General features: G+C 39.0%; 20 protein-coding genes, 5 pseudogenes and 1 other annotated feature. Of the genes and pseudogenes, 22 read left to right on the top strand and 3 right to left on the bottom strand.

Going from position 1 to position 20,372, the window contains the following annotated elements; all coding sequences use genetic code 11:
• From LFLEISCH_RS12420 to LFLEISCH_RS16410, 21 genes and pseudogenes are all read left to right on the top strand, one after another.
• Positions 1–879 (top strand): LPXTG cell wall anchor domain-containing protein (locus LFLEISCH_RS12420; protein ID WP_007477063.1); only part of this gene is annotated, 879 nt, incomplete at its 5' end.
• Positions 880–937: 58 nt separating this feature from the next.
• The gene (locus LFLEISCH_RS12415) at positions 938–2,569 is read left to right on the top strand and encodes a hypothetical protein (RefSeq protein ID WP_007477062.1); all 1,632 of its coding nucleotides are present in this window, start codon (positions 938–940) and stop codon (positions 2,567–2,569) included.
• A 77-nt stretch (positions 2,570–2,646) separates the two neighbouring features.
• Positions 2,647–2,919 carry a 30S ribosomal protein S16 gene (gene rpsP / locus LFLEISCH_RS12410; RefSeq protein WP_007477061.1) on the top strand — a complete coding sequence of 91 codons (273 nt, stop codon included), beginning with the start codon at positions 2,647–2,649 and terminating at the stop codon, positions 2,917–2,919.
• Between the two features lie 15 nt (positions 2,920–2,934).
• The gene (locus LFLEISCH_RS12405) at positions 2,935–3,165 is read left to right on the top strand and encodes a KH domain-containing protein (protein ID WP_007477060.1); all 231 of its coding nucleotides are present in this window, start codon (positions 2,935–2,937) and stop codon (positions 3,163–3,165) included.
• A gap of 349 nt (positions 3,166–3,514) precedes the next feature.
• Entirely contained in the window at positions 3,515–4,738 is a 1,224-nt protein-coding gene (locus tag LFLEISCH_RS12400) for a prolyl oligopeptidase family serine peptidase (protein WP_007477059.1), read from the top strand.
• A 122-nt stretch (positions 4,739–4,860) separates the two neighbouring features.
• Positions 4,861–5,596: pseudogene (locus tag LFLEISCH_RS12395) on the top strand (gamma-glutamyl-gamma-aminobutyrate hydrolase family protein).
• A gap of 69 nt (positions 5,597–5,665) precedes the next feature.
• Positions 5,666–6,053, top strand: a pseudogene (locus LFLEISCH_RS12385) (YlqD family protein).
• Between the two features lie 9 nt (positions 6,054–6,062).
• Positions 6,063–6,581, top strand: coding sequence for a ribosome maturation factor RimM (gene rimM, locus LFLEISCH_RS12380; RefSeq protein WP_007477049.1), 519 nt, complete (start codon positions 6,063–6,065; stop codon positions 6,579–6,581).
• Positions 6,582–7,328, top strand: coding sequence for a tRNA (guanosine(37)-N1)-methyltransferase TrmD (gene trmD, locus LFLEISCH_RS12375; protein WP_007477047.1), 747 nt, complete (start codon positions 6,582–6,584; stop codon positions 7,326–7,328).
• Between the two features lies 1 nt (position 7,329).
• Positions 7,330–7,707, top strand: a complete 378-nt coding sequence (locus LFLEISCH_RS12370; protein ID WP_007477045.1) for a hypothetical protein — start codon at positions 7,330–7,332, stop codon at positions 7,705–7,707.
• Between the two features lie 40 nt (positions 7,708–7,747).
• Positions 7,748–7,945, top strand: coding sequence for a hypothetical protein (locus LFLEISCH_RS12365; protein ID WP_007477043.1), 198 nt, complete (start codon positions 7,748–7,750; stop codon positions 7,943–7,945).
• A gap of 142 nt (positions 7,946–8,087) precedes the next feature.
• Complete coding sequence (rplS, locus tag LFLEISCH_RS12360; protein WP_007477041.1) at positions 8,088–8,432, top strand: 50S ribosomal protein L19; 345 nt, start codon at positions 8,088–8,090, stop codon at positions 8,430–8,432.
• A 513-nt stretch (positions 8,433–8,945) separates the two neighbouring features.
• Positions 8,946–9,350: a VOC family protein gene (locus tag LFLEISCH_RS12355; protein ID WP_007477039.1), complete on the top strand. Its 405-nt coding sequence runs from the start codon at positions 8,946–8,948 to the stop codon at positions 9,348–9,350.
• A 78-nt stretch (positions 9,351–9,428) separates the two neighbouring features.
• Entirely contained in the window at positions 9,429–11,000 is a 1,572-nt protein-coding gene (locus LFLEISCH_RS12350) for a PucR family transcriptional regulator (protein WP_007477038.1), read from the top strand.
• A gap of 124 nt (positions 11,001–11,124) precedes the next feature.
• Positions 11,125–12,405: a cytosine permease gene (locus LFLEISCH_RS12345; RefSeq protein ID WP_007477036.1), complete on the top strand. Its 1,281-nt coding sequence runs from the start codon at positions 11,125–11,127 to the stop codon at positions 12,403–12,405.
• Between the two features lie 17 nt (positions 12,406–12,422).
• Entirely contained in the window at positions 12,423–13,523 is a 1,101-nt protein-coding gene (locus LFLEISCH_RS12340; RefSeq protein ID WP_007477035.1) for a DUF917 domain-containing protein, read from the top strand.
• Positions 13,516–15,066 (top strand): hydantoinase/oxoprolinase family protein, encoded by a 1,551-nt coding sequence (locus tag LFLEISCH_RS12335; protein WP_007477032.1) that lies wholly within the window; start codon positions 13,516–13,518, stop codon positions 15,064–15,066. The genes LFLEISCH_RS12340 and LFLEISCH_RS12335 overlap by 8 nt, the downstream gene beginning before the upstream one ends.
• A 94-nt stretch (positions 15,067–15,160) precedes the next feature.
• Positions 15,161–15,298 (top strand) — a sequence feature (ribosomal protein L20 leader region).
• Positions 15,299–15,366: 68 nt separating this feature from the next.
• Positions 15,367–15,882, top strand: coding sequence for a translation initiation factor IF-3 (infC, locus tag LFLEISCH_RS12330; RefSeq protein ID WP_099048781.1), 516 nt, complete (start codon positions 15,367–15,369; stop codon positions 15,880–15,882).
• A 22-nt stretch (positions 15,883–15,904) separates the two neighbouring features.
• On the top strand, positions 15,905–16,105 hold the full coding sequence (rpmI, locus tag LFLEISCH_RS12325; RefSeq protein WP_007477029.1) for a 50S ribosomal protein L35: 201 nt from the start codon (positions 15,905–15,907) through the stop codon (positions 16,103–16,105).
• A gap of 37 nt (positions 16,106–16,142) precedes the next feature.
• Positions 16,143–16,502 (top strand): 50S ribosomal protein L20, encoded by a 360-nt coding sequence (rplT, locus tag LFLEISCH_RS12320; protein WP_007477027.1) that lies wholly within the window; start codon positions 16,143–16,145, stop codon positions 16,500–16,502.
• A gap of 75 nt (positions 16,503–16,577) precedes the next feature.
• Positions 16,578–17,478, top strand: a pseudogene (locus LFLEISCH_RS16410) (magnesium transporter CorA family protein).
• Between the two features lie 5 nt (positions 17,479–17,483).
• Here the strand turns inward: LFLEISCH_RS16410 and msrA are convergent.
• The gene (gene msrA, locus LFLEISCH_RS12310) at positions 17,484–18,056 is read right to left on the bottom strand and encodes a peptide-methionine (S)-S-oxide reductase MsrA (protein WP_373852526.1); all 573 of its coding nucleotides are present in this window, start codon (positions 18,054–18,056) and stop codon (positions 17,484–17,486) included.
• 33 nt (positions 18,057–18,089) lie between these two features.
• A pseudogene (locus LFLEISCH_RS16545) lies at positions 18,090–18,302 on the bottom strand (bacteriocin immunity family protein); the annotation flags it as partial.
• 191 nt (positions 18,303–18,493) lie between these two features.
• On the opposite strand from LFLEISCH_RS16545, the gene LFLEISCH_RS12305 reads away from it, so the two are divergent.
• Positions 18,494–19,696, top strand: coding sequence for an MFS transporter (locus LFLEISCH_RS12305; RefSeq protein ID WP_007477020.1), 1,203 nt, complete (start codon positions 18,494–18,496; stop codon positions 19,694–19,696).
• 319 nt (positions 19,697–20,015) lie between these two features.
• Here the strand turns inward: LFLEISCH_RS12305 and LFLEISCH_RS12300 are convergent.
• Positions 20,016–20,372: pseudogene (locus LFLEISCH_RS12300) on the bottom strand (exodeoxyribonuclease III); the annotation flags it as partial.

The raw sequence follows: 20,372 nt of genomic DNA, 5'->3' as shown, positions 1-20,372 counted from the left end.
GATGCTGACGCTGATGCCGATGCCGATGCCGATGCGGATGCGGATGCTGACGCCGATGCGGATGCCGACGCTGACGCCGATGCTGATGCGGATGCGGATGCCGATGCTGATGCGGATGCCGATGCTGACGCTGATGCGGATGCTGATGCCGACGCCGACGCTGATGCGGATGCTGATGCCGACTCGGATAGTGATTCGGATATTGACTGGGGGGAATTCTTAGTTGATCGTCCGACTGTTAAACCGATTCATGAAGGGGATAAATTTATTAACGGGCAAACGCCTTATAAAAAAATGCAATCTCTCTTGAAAGCGGCAATGGATGCGGCTCCGGAAGGTACTCAATTCTTTGTTGTTATCACTTTACCGAATGGAACTGTGGTTGAAGTTCCCGTAAATCCGGATGGGACTTTTGATTTGAATGTTCCAGATGGCGTGAACTTAAAGGCTGGGGAAATCTTAAGCTTTACCATTAAAGCTGTTCATGATGACCAAACGAAGACAGGTCAAACTGTTCTGGCGGTTGTTCAACCAGCAGATGATACCGATGCGGACGCTGATGCCGACGCGGATTCAGACTCTGACTCAGATGGCGGAGGAGTTGTAACGGATCCGGGTGATGGTGGAACTGGTTCGGGCATGACACCACTACCAACCAATGTCTCGAGTCCTTCGTCTACAGGCGGTAACGGTACTGCACCACTCACATATTCACTTGGAGATGGAAGTAGTTCGAGTGATTCAAGCGGTCAGCCGATGTCAAGCTCCGTCCTACCTTCGACCGGAGATGAAACATCTGCTGCACCTTGGATTGGCGCAGGATTATTAGCTGCTTTAGCTGGACTGTTTAGTAGAAAACGTAGAAAAGCGAACAAATAATGATGATGCTTCCCGCTCAAAACTTTTGAGCGGGGAGATTTCTAAAGGAGTTTTTGAGATGCCATTTGAAACAGCTTTTAAAAAAATGGAAACAGAAGCTATGGAATCATTACTTACAAAGGAAAATATGACGTACGAAATGAAATGGAATGGTTTTCTTTCTCTCGGGTATAAAAATAAACGCGCCAAAGTCATAAATGTGAGTAAAATGTCACTTCGCAATTTGATGGATGAACTTTTAAAAATAGTGAAGAAAAATCAAACAGAGGATGTAGTTACATTTAAAATAGATGTAGCGTTTGATTATGAAGATATGCCACTACATGTGTGGAATGAACGAGTTTTAAAAACAAAGAAAAACTATTACCGCAGAGGAGTTTGTTTTAACAAGCAATTTGAACAAGCTTTACTTGAACAAGAATTGAATGGAAATGCCATTTTAAAATCAGGAAAAGAAGAGGTTTGCTTGCAACTTGAAAACTTAAATCGGTATTTAATTCAAGCGGAAAAACACGGTAAACCATTAGAATTAAATGGTTATACAAATGTGACGACTTTTTCAACGTATAGTTGGTTTTTTGATGGGAAACAGATGCTACCATTACATACGGATGAACTTTCACATGGTGTTCGGGTAGAGGAGTTAACCCCAGCGCGCGTTAAAGAAATTGTCGAACAAGCTGGACTGTATTTGGCAAAACAAGTGAAAAAAACAGGCGAGTTTCATTATGGTTATTTTGCCTGCTTCGATAAAACCATTAAGCATTATAATACGCTTCGGCATGCAAGCACGACTTATTCCATGTTAGAAGCTTATGAAATTTCCGGGAATCAAACGATTTTAGATGCAGCTAGGCGTTCCTTGAATTACTTGAAACAAAATTTTATTCTAGAAAAAGAGGATTTTGCCTACGTGACGGAGCCGGAACTTCGAGAAATCAAACTTGGCGCTAACGCGGCCGCACTCCTTGCTTTTTCAAAATATATGTCACTAATTGAAGACTACACCGACCTTCCTCTTTCGGAAAAACTAGCCTACGGAATCTTACGGCTGCAAGAGAAGGACGGCTCATTCACACACGTTTTACACGCCCCGACTATGGAAGTGAAGGATCCATTTCGAATTATTTATTACGAAGGAGAGGCCGTGCTTGGCTTACTCAGGTTATATGGCGTGAGTCAAAATGAAGACTATCTAAATGGGGCCAAACTTGCTTTTCAAAATTTCATAAACAAAAATTACTGGCAAAACCATGATCACTGGTTAAGTTATGCGGCAAATGAAATAGCAACTTACCTTCCAGATGAAAAATACGTTTTATTCGGGATGCAAAATGCGTTTGACAACTTGGATTTTATTTACCACCGAGAAACGACTTTTCCGACTTTCTTAGAACTTACGCTGGCCGCGCATGAACTGTACGGGAAATTAGAAGACGAAGCGCATCCTGATTTTAAAAAGGAACGTTTGCGAGAAGTCATTCAAAAGCGTGCCGAATACCAATTAAACGGATTGTTTTATCCAGAAGTGGCAATGTATTTTAAAAATCCGGCGCGGATTATGGACAGTTTTTTCATTCGGCATCACTCGTTTCGTGTTCGGATTGACGATGTGGAGCACAATATTTCTGGTTATGCGAAATTTTATGAACTTATTTGTGCGGAAAAAGCAGAAAAAATTACTCTGTAAAGAAAAAACACTTTACAAACAAATCCTTTACTGGTAATATATATACTTGTGTAAGACTTTATGGAGGTGTATATAAAATGGCAGTTAAAATTCGTTTAAAACGTATGGGTTCTAATAAAAAGCCTTTCTACCGTATCGTAGTTGCTGATTCTCGTTTCCCACGTGACGGTCGTTCGATCGAAACAGTTGGAACTTACAATCCTTTACTAGAACCTGCTGAAGTTAAAATTGATGAAGAAGCAGTATTGAAATGGATGCACAATGGTGCAAAACCTTCTGATACAGTTCGTAACATTTTGTCTAAAGAAGGCATCATGGAAAAATTCCATAACCAAAAATTAGGGAAATAAGGAAGTGAGCTGCGAATGGAAGATTTGATTATCGCCATCGTAAAACCACTTGTCGACTACCCTGAGGATGTGTTGCTTCAAATCGAAGAAACAGATTCTACTGTTTTTTACAAACTTACAGTAAAAAAAGAAGATATGGGACGTGTAATTGGTAAACAAGGTCGAATTGCTAAATCGATTCGCACATTGGTTTATGCCGCTGGTGCTAAAAACGCTAAAAAAGTACGTCTTGAAATTATCGAGTAAAAACTAGGTGGGTTATCGCCTAGTTTTTTTTGTTTTTCATTAATAGGTTGATACACCTAGTTCTTTTTACCTCAAAAAAATAAAAATCTGTATAACGAATTACTTTTTGATTATCGTAGTGTAATTTATTATAAAATTATCGTGTGATTGTTTAGAAGAAGAGCCATTAAATAGTAAAAAACGCCTTTTGTAATCGTTTTCTTTTTGTGCTAAGCTAATATCAATATCGGATTGTTACTGTGCGGCAGGCAAAACCAAATTTATGATAGAAACATCTATCTTAAAAATGGTTTTGCCTGCTTTTTTTCGTCCGCTATTTAGATTGCCACTAAGAAAAGAGGAGAGAAAAATGAAAAAAAGGTACATATTGATGGGAATTGTTTTGGCAAGTTTAGGGCTTGCAGCTTGTTCATCAAAAGAATCAGCAGAGAAAGTGGATAGTAAACAAGTGGAGCTTATAACAGAAGTAGTCGACAAGGGAGAAGTAGGCTCTTCTATCATCATCACCTATCCAGAAGAAATCGAAAGTAAGTCGTTAACGACCTCTGATTTTTCAGTATTTGCAGGAACTAAAAGTCGTAACATAGAGGCCGTCTACACAAGTGAAAAAAATAAAGATGTCGCTCCAAGTGAAAAAGGCCGCTATGTTGTGATTGAATTAAACCAAAATGATGCTAATGCGGGTACACTTTCATTTGATATGGAAAAATTTGTAAATACGCGTACCAATCTATCGTATTCCGTGGCACAAACTAAAACGATTTCCTCTACAAAGGGAACAAAATATGAGGCCACAAAACCGCTAACGATTAAAACGGTTCAAACGCCTATTTTAGAGTCGTTTAAAGCCGCTACGTTTACGGATAATGAAAAGGTTATGAAGTATCGCCTCTTTTCTCCAACAGAAGGAGACGGGAAGAAACCGCTTATTATTTTCTTACACGGTTCTGGTGAGCGAGGGGACGATAACGAGTTGCAACTCCTAGGAACTGACGGGCCACAAACCTTTACGGCACCTTCTTTTCAGGCCCAAGCAAAAAGTTATGTGTTAGCCCCGCAAGTGCCGTTTGATGAAGCACGCGAAGGTTGGTTTGGTAAAGGACAAACGCTTGTTTTGAAAAAATTAATTGATCAAGTGATAGCGGAACATAACGATATTGATCCAAATCGTATTTATATTACGGGTGTGTCAAACGGGGCAACAGGAACTTTTAAAATGCTAACGGAAAATCCGGATTTCTTTGCTGCTGCCATGCCAATTGCTGGCTATATGTATCACGAGGGGGCTGAATTTATTCAAGCTGGCTCTGCGAGATATTTAGCACCTAATAAGGAAGATGCGGCTAAACTAAAACAGATTCCAATTTGGGCGTTTCAAGCTGAAGATGATCCTGTAAATAGTGTTCAAGGTTCGCTTCAAGCGGTAAAAGCGATTCAAGATGCGGGCGGGAAAAACGTTCAAATGACAGAATATCCTTCTGGTTTAGTGGCACCTAATCCACACGCCTCATGGGAAAAAGCATATAATAATTCGCAAGCGCTCATGTGGCTTATGCAAAATCAAAAATCATAAAAAGTTTGAACTCGCTTAGAATAAAAACTAGGCGAGTTTTTATTTTTATAAAAAAAGACAAAGCTAGAGTCAAATTGCTTTAAATGGGGTAAAATAGAGAAAGGTCAGGAGGTAGGTAAAAAATGAAACCCATTATTGGAATTACTGGAAATCGGTTGGCAAAAGGAATTGACAAGTTTTACGGTCACCGTGTCACCTATACACAACAGCGCTTTGTAGATGCTGTACAAAAGGTTGGTGGAATACCTATTATTATTCCGATAGAAGAACCTGAAAATGCTACGCAACTTCTTGGATTAGTTGACGGGTTACTAATGACAGGCGGACAAGATATTACACCGTACTACTACGGCGAGGAACCTCTTCCTGAAATTGGAGAATATGCGCCTATTCGTGATGCGTTTGAAATGGCTCTTGCGAAAACAGCGCTTGAACTTAAAAAACCAGTACTTGCCATTTGTCGCGGTATGCAAGTGATGAATGTAGCGCTTGGCGGTTCGCTTTATCAAGATAATAAGCATGTAGGAAAGCCCCTTTTACAACATTTACAACACGCTGATGAGCAACTTGGTTCACATCTTATTGACATTGATTCAAACAGTTTACTAAGCACCGTTCATGGAGAGAAAAAAAAGGGTGAACAGTCTCCACCATCAATTTATAAAAAAACTAGCAGATAAATTTTATGCGACGGCGTATACACAAGATGGAATGATTGAGGCAATTGAAGGAAAGGATTTAGAGAGCTTTTTTATTGGCGTGCAGTGGCACCCAGAATTAATGTTCCAATCAGACGCTCAAAGTGAAGCCTTATTTGCCCTTTTTGTAGAAGAAAGTAAGAAAAATAAAGCTTTTTAATAAATCCTTTGGAAAGTATGCGGTAAACTGCTAAAATAAAAGTAGCCGTAATGCGTCTGGAGGTGCAAGATGAAACTTATTCAGAAAGTAGTAATCATGCAAGTTTTGACTGAACAAAGTAAAAGCGAACTCATTCGTTACTATACCAAGCAAAAACGCCTTTTAGAAACAGAAATTGAGCAACTTTTATTTGAAGAAAAAAAAAGTTACGCATAAAAATCGGTACCAGCCTGAGCGTGTCAGTGATTACTTTGAACATGAATTAAATTTGCGTCAAGAGAAAATAAAGTTAGTTGATTTTCAAATGGAGCAGCTTAGTGTGCTACCGCTTGGAAGTGAAATTCGGGAACGCGAGCTCGAGACCATTGTAGACGTTATGGTGGGCGATAAGTGGGACGAAAACACGCTTAACAAAACGATTGTTGTAACAGACGGTGTGATAACAGAAATACGCTAGAGGTGACTTATGGGAAAGATGTTTAATGTAGGAAAGATTGTGAATACACATGGCTTAATGGGAGAAGTGCGCGTTATCTCGAGAACCGATTTTGCGGATGAACGTTACCGCGTCGGCAATAAACTTTTTTTATACTTAAAAAATGAAAATACGCCAATTGAACTCACGATACGCTCCCATCGTGTGCATAAAAATTTTGATTTACTAACGTTTGAAGGTTATAACGGTATTAACCAAGTAGAAAAAATGAAAGAAGGCATTTTAAAAGTTCCAGAAGAAGCTCTTTCTGAATTAGAAGAAAACGCGTATTATTTTCATGAAATTATCGGTTGTAACGTTCGGACATTAGATGGTCTTGTATTAGGTGAAATTACAGAAATTTTAACGCCCGGTGCAAATGATGTCTGGGTCGTAAAACCTGAACGCGGAAAAGAAATGCTTATTCCATATATTGCGGACGTGGTCAAAAAAATCGATATTGCCAATAAGGATATCGTCATTGAGCCGCTTGAAGGGTTGCTAGATTAAATGAAAATTGATATTTTATCCATCTTCCCTGAAATGTTCAGCGGCATGCTATCTGAATCCATTATTCATAAGGCAATTCAAAAAGACATTGTCAATATTCAGGTGACGGACTTCAGGCGGTTTGCAGAAGGCAAACATCAAGTGGTTGATGATTACCCATACGGCGGCGGGGCGGGTATGCTCCTAAAAGCACAACCTATTTTTGATGCTGTAGAGGATGTCAAACAAGCTAACATAAAGCCACGCATTATTTTAATGGATCCGGCCGGAAAGCCGTTTAATCAAAAAATGGCGGAAGAGTTTGCCAAAGAAGAACAGCTTATTTTTATTTGTGGACATTATGAAGGTTATGATGAACGCATTCGCGAGCACCTTGTAACAGATGAGGTATCCATCGGAGATTACATTTTAACGGGTGGCGAAATTGGTGCTATGGCGATGACAGACAGTATAGTCCGTTTGCTACCAGGCGCTTTAGGAAATGCTGATTCTGCTCTTTTCGATTCATTTTCTAGCGGTCTTCTTGAGCATCCTCATTACACACGTCCGGCTGATTTTCGTGGCATGAAAGTTCCAGACGTCCTTTTAAGTGGAAACCACGCCAAAATCGAGGAGTGGCGAAACAAAGAGTCGCTTCGGAGAACGTTTTTACGCCGTAAGGACCTCCTTGGAACCTACCATTTATCCGAAAAAGAAGAAAAATGGCTGCTTGAAATAAAAGAAGAATGTGAGGAAGGGAAGCGTTAATATGACTTTTTTTGGAAATAATGACAAGCGAGCAGTGCGGGATAAAAATCGCGAGGAATACGTATCTGAGCAAAATGATCAAAAACGAATTGGTGAAACGTGGGAAAACGTTCAAGTTTCAACTGGCGGAATTAATGTAAACCATGATGTGTTAACGGTCGTTTTCGCCAAAAGTGTACGCCAAAAAATGGAATCGGACGACGAAGCGATTTTGGAAACAGTAGGATTTGAAAATCTGCTGAAAGAACTTCAACAAAAAGCGCTTGATGTTGGAGGCAATGGCATTATCCATTGTAACTTCACAGAACATTTTGTAGACAATCGCGTCTATCAACTTGCCTATGGTACAGCTGTGAATATTAAGATTACAAGATTTTAAAACGGATAACCGCTCGTGAAAACGGGTGGTTTTTTAGGGTTTGAACCGCGTTTTACAATACATTGGGGAGTATGCAGGTGATAAATCAAAAGTAAAGGCACATGAAGCTACAAATACGTGGTTTAAAAGAAAAGCGAGTATTCCCCTTGATACAAAAGTTCAGCTCATAAGTTATGCAGAAAAATACGAACTTATTTTTCTTAAGGACAAGTTAAAAGTCAGTATTCCAGTTGTTTAAAATAATGCCTATCAAGAAAAAAACTTTACAGCGAATTAAGTTTGTGTTAATCTAATTAAGTATCTGGGCTATTCCAGATTTGATAACAATATTCCGCTTCGTTCTTAATACGTATGAATATTTGTATGAAGGAGAGAATAAGATGAATAAACTTATTGAAGAAATTACAAAAGAACAGTTAAAGACTGACAACCCGGATTTCCGTCCTGGTGACACTGTACGTGTTCACGCAAAAGTTGTCGAAGGTACGCGCGAACGTATCCAACTTTTCGAAGGTGTTGTTATTAAGCGCCGCGGTGTTGGTATCAGCGAAACTTTCACAGTTCGTAAAATTTCTTATGGCGTTGGTGTTGAACGTACGTATCCTGTACATACACCTCGTATCGCTAAATTAGAAGTTATTCGTCGCGGTAAAGTTCGTCGTGCGAAACTTTACTACCTGCGTAACCTACGCGGTAAAGCGGCTCGTATTAAAGAAATTCGTTAAGCTTAAACCCTTGAGAAATCAAGGGTTTTTGTTTGTCTTGAGACGTGTAGCCTGAAGTTGTGAAATCGAAAAAGTAGAAAGAAGTATTCGTCATATAATGTAAAAAACTGAAATCACCTATTTTTTCTAAGTGGAAGTTTTTATGAAGCAAAAAAAACAAAAAAATATAAAATAACTATCACAGATATGTTCTTGAGTGAAGAAGCGTACCTTTCACTTGCGTAATCTAAACGGTAAAACGGTTCATATAAAATAACCATTCGTCCACAAAGTTTTAAAATAAAAAAAGCCAGCGTAGGCCAGCTAAAGTTAGGGAGTTTAAAAGGTTGCAAGTTCAAAGCTTGTACAATCATTGTAGCGCATTATTGTAAAGAAAAGATGAAGAGAATGTTCAAGTTTGATAAAATTAGAAAATCCTCCCTACCTAATAGCTACAGAAAAAAGTAGCGTATCGATGTATTTTAAAGTATGATAATGAAGAAAAGATAAACTTTAAGATCGTGAGGTGCTTTTATGAAACAAATTATTCCTTATTTTACAATGGACCGCTGCGAAGAGGCAATTTCGTTTTATCAAACCGTATTTGGCGGGGAAATTCGCCATAAATCTTACGGGAAGGATGTTCCAGGCTTTGAAGGATTTCCGGATAAACTCATTCATGCGGAGCTTCATATTGACCAAAATCTTATTTTCTTTTTCAATGATTTACAACTAAAAGAAATGACCCACGGCAACACATTAATTATCGGGCTTGAATGCGATACAAAGGAAGAACTTCTTCGTTATATGGAAATTCTTCAAATTGGCGGACGCGTTGAAATGGAAGTCGCAAACATGTTTTGGGGCGCGACACATGCCAAAGTAGAAGATAAATTCGGTTACATGTGGGAATTAAATTATACGCACGATTTGGCATAAGACTATCCAAGTGCTCTCTTTTGACTGTCAAAAGAGAGCGCGTTTCATTTTATTCTAGCAATGAAAAGAGGCATTAAAATGAGCGTTAAATTAGAAGAACTAATGAAGCTACCTTCACTAAGAGAAGCCAAAGTAATTGCTGGCGAGACGGGTTTAAAGAAATTAGTTTCCTCCATTTCAGTTTTAGAACATACTAATGTGGCCATTCTTGAAGATGCCCTGTTTGATAACGATGAATTTTACGGCAGTGAAATTGTGATTTCTGCTTTTATTAATATAAAAGATGATGTTAAAGCGCAGTGCAACATGATTGAAAGGCTACATAAAGTGGGGGAAGTCGCTTTAATTTTATATTATGTAGGTATTTTTATGCCTAAAGTAGATGATAAGCTTATTCAACTAGCGAATGAGCTTGATTTTACTTTGATTGTTATGCCTGAAAATGAAATGACATTACGTTATAGTGAAGTGATTTATGAAGTCGTAGAAGCGATAGTGAAACAAGAAATGAGCGTGACTCACTTTGCAAGTGAATTACTTGAACAAATTTCAAATTTGCCTAACAATCAACGAAATATTGATACCATGTTAAAAATTTTGACAGACCGCACGCGCTCTTCCGTCGTACTTACTGATAATTCTGGCGAGATTGTGCATGCAGTGACCTGGCCGCGGATTAATACCATCCAATTAGAAGAGGTTATCGGACTGCCTAGTCATGGAGAAATTGAACAATATGAGGAGCTTTACATCACAAAACGCCCGCTTATGCAAGAAGGGGTTAAAATGCTACAACTTTTCATTATGAAAGAAAATGAAGCACTCACTGAAGAACTTGTCCTTCAAATGACAGAAGTTGTTCAAGTTTTTATGAACCTTTGGGGCGAAAAATATAGTGAGATTAGTTCATCGGAGCTCGTAAAAGCGATTTTAAATAACGAAAGTGTCAAAATGCGCCGCCTAGCTAACATTTTAGGTATTGATGTATCTGGTATTCAAACGATGTGGCTTATAAAAGCCCGAAATGCACAAGCAAATGAACAGGCGCTTAAAAAAATTCAATCTTATTTTGCTTCTCATTTTCAAGTTTCACTTGTCGATTTTCACGATGATTTTATTGTGGCATTAATGGATAATAGTATGACACAAGGGGAATATGACGAACTTGCCGAACATTTATCCGAAGAACTTGATGTCCAAATCATTATGTGTGGTGGACAAGAAAATACAACAGATGTTCAACAAAGCTATGCTACCGTTTCAAGTTACTTTGATGCTTCCAAAATTATTTTCCCGCTAAAAGCGATTTTTTCTATCCAAGAAGTGATTTTTGCGGCAGAATGCTATGAAATTGTAAATAGTGGTGAGCGAGCGATTGTCGAGCAACTTAAATCAGTTGGGCCAATTATGCAAATGCAGAGTCATAGCGAAGAGTTACTACACACACTCGCTGTTTTTTTACTAGATTCAGAAAACAACATTGGAAAAGCAGCTGAAATTTTATTTCTTCATAAAAATACAATTAAATATCGGCTCTCCAAATTACATGAAGTTTTACAGCATCCCATAACGAAACTTCCGGAAAGCTATCATTTATATATGTCGGCTGCAATTTGGCGGCTGCTACAGGAAATGAATCATAAGGGGTAAAAAAGTCTCTTTATTGTCAATTTGAACAATAAAGAGGCTTTTTATTTTCCATTTTTAACAATTACAACAGACACTCTTTTTTTTTATAATGGAAATATTAAAAAAACTTAGGAGGTACAAAATCATGACAAACAAGAATGTGGAACAAGCCCAGTCATGGGGAAGCCTAGCTTTTGTCTGGACTGGCGCAATGATCTGTGTACCTGCCCTCTTGGTAGGTGGAACATTAATTGGAGGTATGCCATTCTGGGAGGCCATTTTAACGGCATGTGTCGGTTATGGAATTATCGTTATTTTTATGATTTTTCAAGGGATTCAAGGTAGTGATTTAAAACTCCCAACTGTAAAGGCAGCCTCACAAGTTTTTGGTGAACAAGGGTCTAAAAAAATTATTTCAATTATTTTAGCTATCGCCTGTCTAGGCTGGTTTGGTATTCAGGCGAATGTTTGCGGGATTGCATTTTCTAATTTTCTAGCCGTGTATGGGGTTTCGTTTCCGGTCTGGTTATCTTCCCTTATTTGGGGAATTATTATGCTACTTTCCGCCTTATACGGTATTCGGATTTTGAATATTTTAAATTATGTGGCGGTTCCAATACTTTTATGTGTTTGTTTATACGCTCTATTTCTCTCATTACGAAATGGCGGGGTGAGTCAAGTGTTTAACTATAAACCAGAAACCTCTTTGCCGTTTCTCTCCGGACTATCTGTTACAGTTGGGTCGTTCGCCCTTGGAGCTGTTATCGCAGGGGATTATTCGCAGTATACAAAGGGCAGAAGTGGGATTGTAAAAGCTGCTATAACAGGAATTTTACCTTCAGGGATTTTAATGATTGCTGTAGGTGCGATTCTTGCCTTAACTTCTGGCACAGCAGATATTACATCTGTTTTTAATGAACTTGGTTTGCCTGTTTTAGGGGTTATTGCATTAATTTTAGCTGCATGGACAACCAATGCGGTGAATGCCTTTTCGGGTGGGATTGCAATAGTCAATGTCTTTAATATTTCTAAAAAACATGAGAAAGTGGCGGTGGCGGCAGCTGGTGGGATTGGAACACTTTTAGCTGTGTTTGGCATTTTAAATTATTTTATTCCCATCATGTCCGTATTATCTGCCATGGTTCCACCAGTTGCGGGTGTTATGATTGCCTCTTATTGGATTGTTCAAAAAGGAGATCCGACTAAATGGCATCATGTGGAAGGGATTAGTTGGTTAGGAGTTCTTGCATGGGCAGTAGGCGCGGTGTTTGCAGCACTACCGGTTATCTTTTCGTTCTTTCCGACCGTACTACCAGGCTTACCGAACCAGCCTTTAATCGGGATTGTTTTGTCGTTAGCGATTTACCTCATTGGACAAAAATGGGTGGGGAATGCTAGACGCGAAACCGTTAAGAAAAATTACTAAGTGTTGGAGGAATGAATATGCGTTATTTAGATGAAGAAGCGATTGAAGATATAGCAGTGGGTGCGGCCTTTCTAGGAACAGGCGGGGGCGGAGACCCCTATATCGGGAAAATGATGGCCCTCTCTGCTATTAAAAAGTACGGCCCGGTTCAACTTTTAACAACAGAAGAAATTGAGGAAGACGACTTTTTTATTCCTGCTGCGATGATGGGGGCACCTTCTGTCTTAATCGAGAAATTTCCAAAAGGCGATGAGTTTACGCGTGTATTTCAAAAATTAGGCCGCTACTTAGGGCGAGAAGTGAAAGGAACTTTTCCAATGGAAGCCGGTGGTGTTAATTCTATGATTCCAATTGTGGTGGCGGCGCAATTAGGGCTACCCTTAATTGACTGTGACGGAATGGGACGAGCGTTTCCTGAGCTACAAATGGTTACATTCCATTTGCACGGCATTTCATCTACTCCAATGGCGATTACGGATGAAAAAGGGAACATTGGTATTATGGAAACAATCAGTAATAAATGGACAGAACGCCTCGCTCGCGTTTCCACTGTTGAGATGGGCGCTAGTTCGTTAGTTAGCATCTACCCGTGCACAGGCGGGCAACTAAAGACAGCAAGTGTTAAAAATATTGTTTCGCTTTCGGAAAAAATCGGTCGTATTATTCGTTCTAATCAACAAGATGCAGAAGTGAAATTAAACGACCTTTTAGAAGCAACAGATGGCTTTCATTTGTTTGACGGGAAAATTGTTGATGTGGAACGAGGAACAGCAGGCGGCTTTAATCGCGGTTGTGTGACGATTGCGGGTTTAAATGCCTATGCAGATAGTGAAGTAAAAGTCTTTTTCCAAAATGAAAATTTAATCGCCTTAAAAGACGGATTGCCTATTGCTTTAACACCTGATTTAATTTGTCTTGTGGATTTAGAAACATTAAATCCTGTGACAACCGAAGGACTCAAATACGGGAAAAGAGTACGCGTTTTAGCGCTTCCATGTAATTCGAAGTGGCGGACAGAGAAGGGCATTGAAACGGTTGGACCGCGCTATTTTGGTTATGACTATTCTTACACGCCCGTTGAAGAACTTGTTAGAAAGGCAGGGGTAACGCATGTATAAAATAGGAATTGATGTAGGCGGAACAAATACAGATGCCGTTATTTTAGATGAAAACTTAAAATTAATTCACAGTGTCAAAATACCAACGAGCGAAGATATTGAAACAGGCATTGCTGGTGCCTTGAAACAAGTTTTAAATGAAACCGGAATTGACCGCGAATTAGTAACCCACGCCATGCTTGGCACAACACAATGCACAAATGCAATTGTTGAACGAAAAAAATTAGCCAAAGTTGGCGTTTTGCGTCTTGGTTACCCTGCAACAGCTTCCGTTTTGCCATTTACGGCTTGGCCAGAAGATATGGTTGACACACTTTCAAATACTTATGCCCTAGCACAAGGCGGCTATGAATATGACGGCAGTGAACTTTCCGCATTTTCAGAAACTGAAATACGTGACATCTTACAAAATTGGAAAAATAAAGTAGAATCCGTTGCTGTCATTGGCGTATTTTCCTCCTTAAAAAGTGAACAAGAAGAAGAGGTGGGCCGAATTGCGGGCGAAGTGCTGGGTTCTAGTGTGCCAATTTCACTCTCATCCTCCATTGGTTCCGTGGGTTTAATTGAACGAGAAAACGCAACGATTTTAAATGCTGCTCTTATGAAAGTAATGGCACTTACCTCAGATGGTTTTGAAAAAGCTTTAAAACGAGAAGGTGTGACCAATGCCGCCATTTATCTTTGCCAAAATGATGGGACGCTTATGTCGCTAGATTATGCGCGCAAGTTTCCTATTTTAACGATTGCTTGTGGCCCTACAAATAGCATTCGGGGAGCTGCCTATCTAGCTGGATTAGAAAATGCAATGGTCCTAGATGTAGGTGGAACGACTTCAGATATTGGTGTTTTAACAGGAGGTTTTCCTCGCGAGTCTTCTCTCGCTGTTGATGTTGGAGGAGTAAGAACTAATTTTAGGATGCCTGATATTATTTCCATCGGCCTTGGCGGAGGGAGTATTGTTCGCGAAATAAACGGGGAAGTGACAGTTGGTCCTGATAGTGTTGGCTATCAAATTACGGAAAAAGCACTGGTTTTTGGTGGCTCTGAACTGACCACAACAGATATTGCAGTTCGACTCGGAAAAGTACAAATTGGAGACCGCGAACTTGTTTCACACATTAGTCAGGAATTTGCGGAAAAAGCATATGCTAAAATGGCTGAAATGACAGAAGAGGCTATTGATAAAATGAAAACTAATTCTGATGATGTCACGCTTATTTTAGTAGGTGGTGGCAGTGTCATCATACCTGAAGAATTAAGCGGTGTGGCACAAATTATTCGTGATCCAAACGGTGCGGTTGCCAATGCCATCGGTGCTTCCATTTCCCAAATTAGTGGACAATATGAACAAATTTATATTTATGCCAAACAGGCGCGTGATGAGGCTCTCCAAGATGCAGAAAGTAAAGCACGCACACAGGCCGTTTTGGCGGGTGCAATTAAAGAAACCATTGAAGTGGTAGAAGTAGATGAAATTCCGCTTGCTTATCATCCGGATAATGCCAATCGATTACGAATTAAAGTAGTGGGCAATCTAGTTTAATCTTACTATATAAGAAATAGAGCGCCTTTCATTTTATTCTTTCAAAAGGTTGACAAAAATATTTCATCTATGCTATAGTAACAAAGGTTATAAAACAAGAAAGAAGAAGCAACCCGCTTCTCGCCTCGTTAACATGTGTTTTCAGGCAAAAAGTTCAATTTTTCGTTACGCCTGTTGGTGTGACTTTGAATCGGCGGGTTTGCAATTTGCAAACTCGCTTTTTGTATGTCTGCCACTGGCAGACGCATGATTTGCTCTTTTCTGACTTGTTGTACCAATAAACTACGGAGGTGGCTCGCCATTAGCAAAGACATGTTGGTAAATGATGGGATTCGTGCACGTGAAGTAAGATTGATCGATCAACACGGTGAACAATTAGGTGTAAAAAGTAAATTTGACGCACTTGGTATTGCTGAGGCGGCTAATCTTGATCTTGTGCTTGTTGCACCAAACGCGAAACCGCCAGTAGCCCGTATTATGGACTACGGTAAATTCCGCTTTGAACAACAAAAGAAAGAAAAAGAAGCCCGCAAAAACCAAAAAGTCATCGTGTTAAAAGAAGTGCGACTCAGTCCGACGATTGATGAACATGACTTCAATACGAAGCTACGAAATGCGCGCAAATTCCTTGAAAAAGGCGATAAAGTCAAATGCTCTATCCGCTTTAAAGGACGTGCAATCACCCACAAAGAAATCGGTCAAAAGGTGCTTGACCGTTTTGCAGACGAGTGTAAAGATTTAAGCACAGTCGAGCAAAAAGCGAAAATGGACGGACGTTCAATGTTCTTAGTTCTAGCACCACTTCAAGAAAAGTAAAAGTTTTGAGGAGGAAAAATTCATGCCAAAAATGAAGACTCACCGCGGTTCCGCTAAACGTTTCAAAAGAACAGGATCTGGAAAATTAAAACGTAGACATGGTTTTACTAGCCATATGTTTGCTAACAAATCTCAAAAACAAAAACGTAAACTGCGTAAAGCAGCAATGGTATCAGCTGGTGATTTTAAACGTATTCGCCAAATGGTCGCTAAAATGAAATAATAAAAAATAATTTTCTAAATTCTAGGAGGTAGACAATATGCCACGCGTAAAAGGCGGAACAGTAACTCGCAAACGTCGTAAAAAGGTCATTAAATTAGCCAAAGGATATTATGGCTCTAAACATACACTATTTAAAGTAGCTAACCAAGCGGTAATGAAATCTTACCAATATGCTTACCGTGATCGTCGTCAAAAGAAACGTGATTTCCGTAAATTATGGATTGCTCGTATTAACGCAGCAGCACGTTTAAACGACTTATCTTATAGCAAATTAATGCACGGCTTAAAATTAGCTGGTATTGACATTAACCGTAAAATGCTTGCTGACTTAGCTGTAAACGATGCACAAGCTTTCACTTCTTTAGCTGATGCAGCGAAAAAAGAATTAGCGAAATAATGAAAAACGGCCTAGCTCAGCTAGGTCGTTTTGTTTTAACTTGAATCAAATGAAAGTTTGGAGGGGGAGCCCTATATGCTTGTAAAAGAATTAGGAAATAACTATAAATGGCTTGTCATTCACGCAGAAGCCAAAAATGATTTTGAACGACTTCGTGAAAACTATGCCATCAACAATGAAATCTTAGAATATTCATTAGATAGACATGAAAAAGCACATGTCGAATATGACCAAACAGAAGAAGTATTCTATTTAATTTATAATGCCCCACTTAAGATGGAGAAGGCCGATTATTATCAAACGGTTCCGTTCACATTAATTATTAAAGATGATTACTTAATCACCATCCATAATCAAAAAACGGCTTATATCATCGAGATTTTAGAAAAGTGTCGCGCATCCAACCCGAATCTCTCGCTATATCAATTTTTGTTTAAAAGTATCTTTTTAATTACAGAAGAGTTTTTTCCAGCAGTTGAACTTATGGAAGATAGACGAGAAGAGATTAACCAAAAATTAAAAGCAAAAACAACGAAAAAAAAGTTTATTAGAGCTCTCTGATTTGGAAACGAGTATTACTTATATGGTGTCAGCATCCAAGCAAAATAGCATCGTTCTCGAACAAACGAAACTACAGTCCATCTATCGCAGTTTTAAAGAGTATGAAAAAGAACAATTAGAAGATGCCATCATTGAAGCTAGACAATTAGTAGAGATGACCCATCTCTCTTCCCAAATACTCCAACAACTTTCAGGAACATATAATAATGTACTGAATAATAATTTGAACGATACAATGAAAATTTTAACTGTTTTGTCCGTTTTACTCACTTTACCCACTATGGTAGCAGGCTTTTTCGGGATGAATATGCCACTACCACTTGAGCATAATGCGTATGGATGGATTATTAGCATCATCATTAGCCTCGTTTTATGGCTAGTGCTTTCCCTTATTTTAAGAAAAATATTACGCTAAAACCTTCATCTTTTTATAAAGTGACGCAGCCTAAGCTTAAGATGTTGAAAAAACAGAAACTGCTTGCGAGCCCGTTTTATTTTTGCGTATCTCTTAGGATTATTTTTATAGAACTGTTGATGGAAATTTTCAGCTGGCCAAAACGTATTGGCAGGTTCAATCGCCGTTACAATAGGTCTTTTATACATTTTGGAATCTATCAATTGTTGTTTGAAGCGTTCCGCCACTTCACGCTGCTTGTTGTCCAGTACATAAATTACAGGACGATACTGACTACCGCGGTCAGCCATTTGACCAAGCGCGTCAGTTGGATCCGTTAGCTGGAAATAAAGCGTAACAAGGTCTAAATATTGGATGATACGAATATCAAAAATGATTTCAACCGCCTCGGTATGGCCTGTATACCCGCCGCCTACTTGTTCATACGTGGGGTGTGGGGTATCGCCACCTGTATACCCAGAAAGAACTGAAATAATCCCTTCTTTAGTTTCAAACGGCTCCACCATGCACCAAAAACAGCCACCAGAAAAGATGGCGCGTGTGTAGTGGGGGTTTTTTAGTTTTGTATGAGCTACGATATCAAACTTTTCCGTCACATGGCCCGTTATTTTTAAATAAAAATCGGTGACATCGGGCGTTAAATTATTTCGGAGTGCAAGCGGACGCAAACTTGCTTCAAGCTTTGAAAGCTGATTTCTGGAGTCAGCGCCGTTTTCTATTTTATTTTTCGTTTTCTCTAAAAGTGAGCGCTCAAATTCACGTGTTCCAGGATTTAAAATTAAATTATATAAGTCATTTAGGATTTCAGGTCCGGTAGCTGTCATAAGAATCTCCTTCAAATAGCCCGTTTATTAATTATCAATGTTTATTTTTAAACGTTTTTTTCAGAAATTTAGAAGAAAAATACATATCATTGTCACAAGTGAAACGTGTTTTTTATTATATAATAAAGGTGGTATAAAGAAAAAATATCAGCTTAGCTAGAATCATATTTGAAGAAAAGGAGATCATTTAAATGAACAAAGTGAAGGATAGGCATTCGTTACTTGTATTAATTGTTCTGTTCATAGGCTACACAAGTGTATATGTCGATAAATATACTATTGGCATCTCACTTGTACCCGTTGCACAAGATTTAGGTTTTGATCCAAGTCAAAAAGGCTTAATTTTAAGCGCTTTCTTTTTAGGCTATACCCTTTTTCAAATACCAATGGGCTACTTAAATAACCGTATCGGAGCTCGACCAGTTCTTGCTCTTTCTATCATCATCGTCGGTGTATTTTTAGCTATTTTTGGATTTGGCTATTCCCTTCTTTTCCTAGTCATTGTTCGCTTTTTAGCAGGGGCGCTAGGACACTCCGGCTATCCGCCATCGGTCAGCAACTATATATCGCTTCATTTTCCTTTGAATAAAAGGGGATTTGCGCAGTCGGCAATGCTTGCTTCTTCTGGTTTTGCTGCTTTCATCGGACCGTTATTAATAGCACCGTTACTAGTTTATATTGGCTGGCAAAATACATACTATATTATGGGACTTATCGTGATTTTCATAGGTCTATGTATCTTTTTTGTTATACCAAAATCAACCAAAGAAGAACGCCAAAACTTTAAACAAAAAAATAAAGTACCTTTTTCAGAACTTTTACGAGATAAACAACTTTGGATTTTACTATTATCGGCTTTCTTTATTAATGCCGCCAATTATGGCTTAACGAGTTGGCTTGCTTCTTATTTAAATGAAGCGCGTGGCCTTGCTATCAGCCAAGTTAGCTACATTAGCTCTTTAGCAGGTCTTTGCATCCTTATCGCCGGGATTTTAGGCGGATATTTCATTAGTCGCTTTTTTAACGAAAAAGAGCGGTTGGTCATTTTTGCGTTTAGTGTTTTAGGTGCACTAAGCGTGTACGGAGTTTACTTGTTTAATCAATTAACACTCTCAATCATTTGCCTTTGCTTGGCCAATATTTTTCTTATCATGGCCTTTACAACCTTGATGGGCCTACCGCATAAGCTGTTTAAACAAAGCCATATCGCAACCAAATATGCCGCTATCAATTCAGGTGGCGTTTTAGGTGGCTTTTTTGCTCCCATGGTCATCGGCGATTTAGTAGCCGCAACAAACTCCTATCAAACCGCCTTTTTATTTATGGCCCTCACATTTTTAATATCAGGTGCCATTGCATTAGCAGTCAAAAAAACGAACAATATAGCGAGCTAAACACCATTTATTCGAATTGCACTTGGTATCAGTTGGTTTTACCAAGGATGGTTTAAATTACAAGCTAATTTTGATATTTCTGGACTCGTCTCCAGTGTGCTCATGAATACAGATTCGCCTGATTGGTATAAAGCTTTTATGGGACATGTTGTAGGCTTTCGTTTCAGGTATAGTTATCGGCATTTATTACTGATTAGCGGACATGATTTATATTTATCCCGTCCAATTAGCCACAGCCGTTCTGCTTATGTCAGCCAGAAAGTCTATTCCATCGTAAAAAACGTGCAGAGAATCGAATTTGATTCTCTGCACGTTTTTTTTATAAATCAATCGTCAGTTCAACAGGACAATGATCCGATCCTAAAACGTCTGCGTGAATTTTGGCATCAATGAGTTTGTCTCTTAAGCGGCTTGAGACAACAAAATAGTCAATCCGCCACCCTGTATTTCGTGCTCTGGCATTCATACGGTAAGACCACCAAGAATAAGCTCCTTCTTTTTCGGGATAAAAATGACGGAAGGTGTCAACGAAACCTGACTCAAGAACAGTGGTAAATTTCCCTCGTTCCTCGTCTGAAAATCCAGGATTCCTGCGATTAGTTTTCGGATTTTTTTAAATCAATTTCTTTGTGCGCAACHAAATCGMWCMACAAAAWTAACAWGGTTTTTCTTGATC

It is taken from the genome of Listeria fleischmannii subsp. fleischmannii LU2006-1 (assembly GCF_000344175.1).
Lineage (GTDB): Bacteria > Bacillota > Bacilli > Lactobacillales > Listeriaceae > Listeria > Listeria fleischmannii.
Note: the sequence above shows the minus strand (reverse complement) of the source record. Positions and strands in the feature narration are given on the sequence as shown.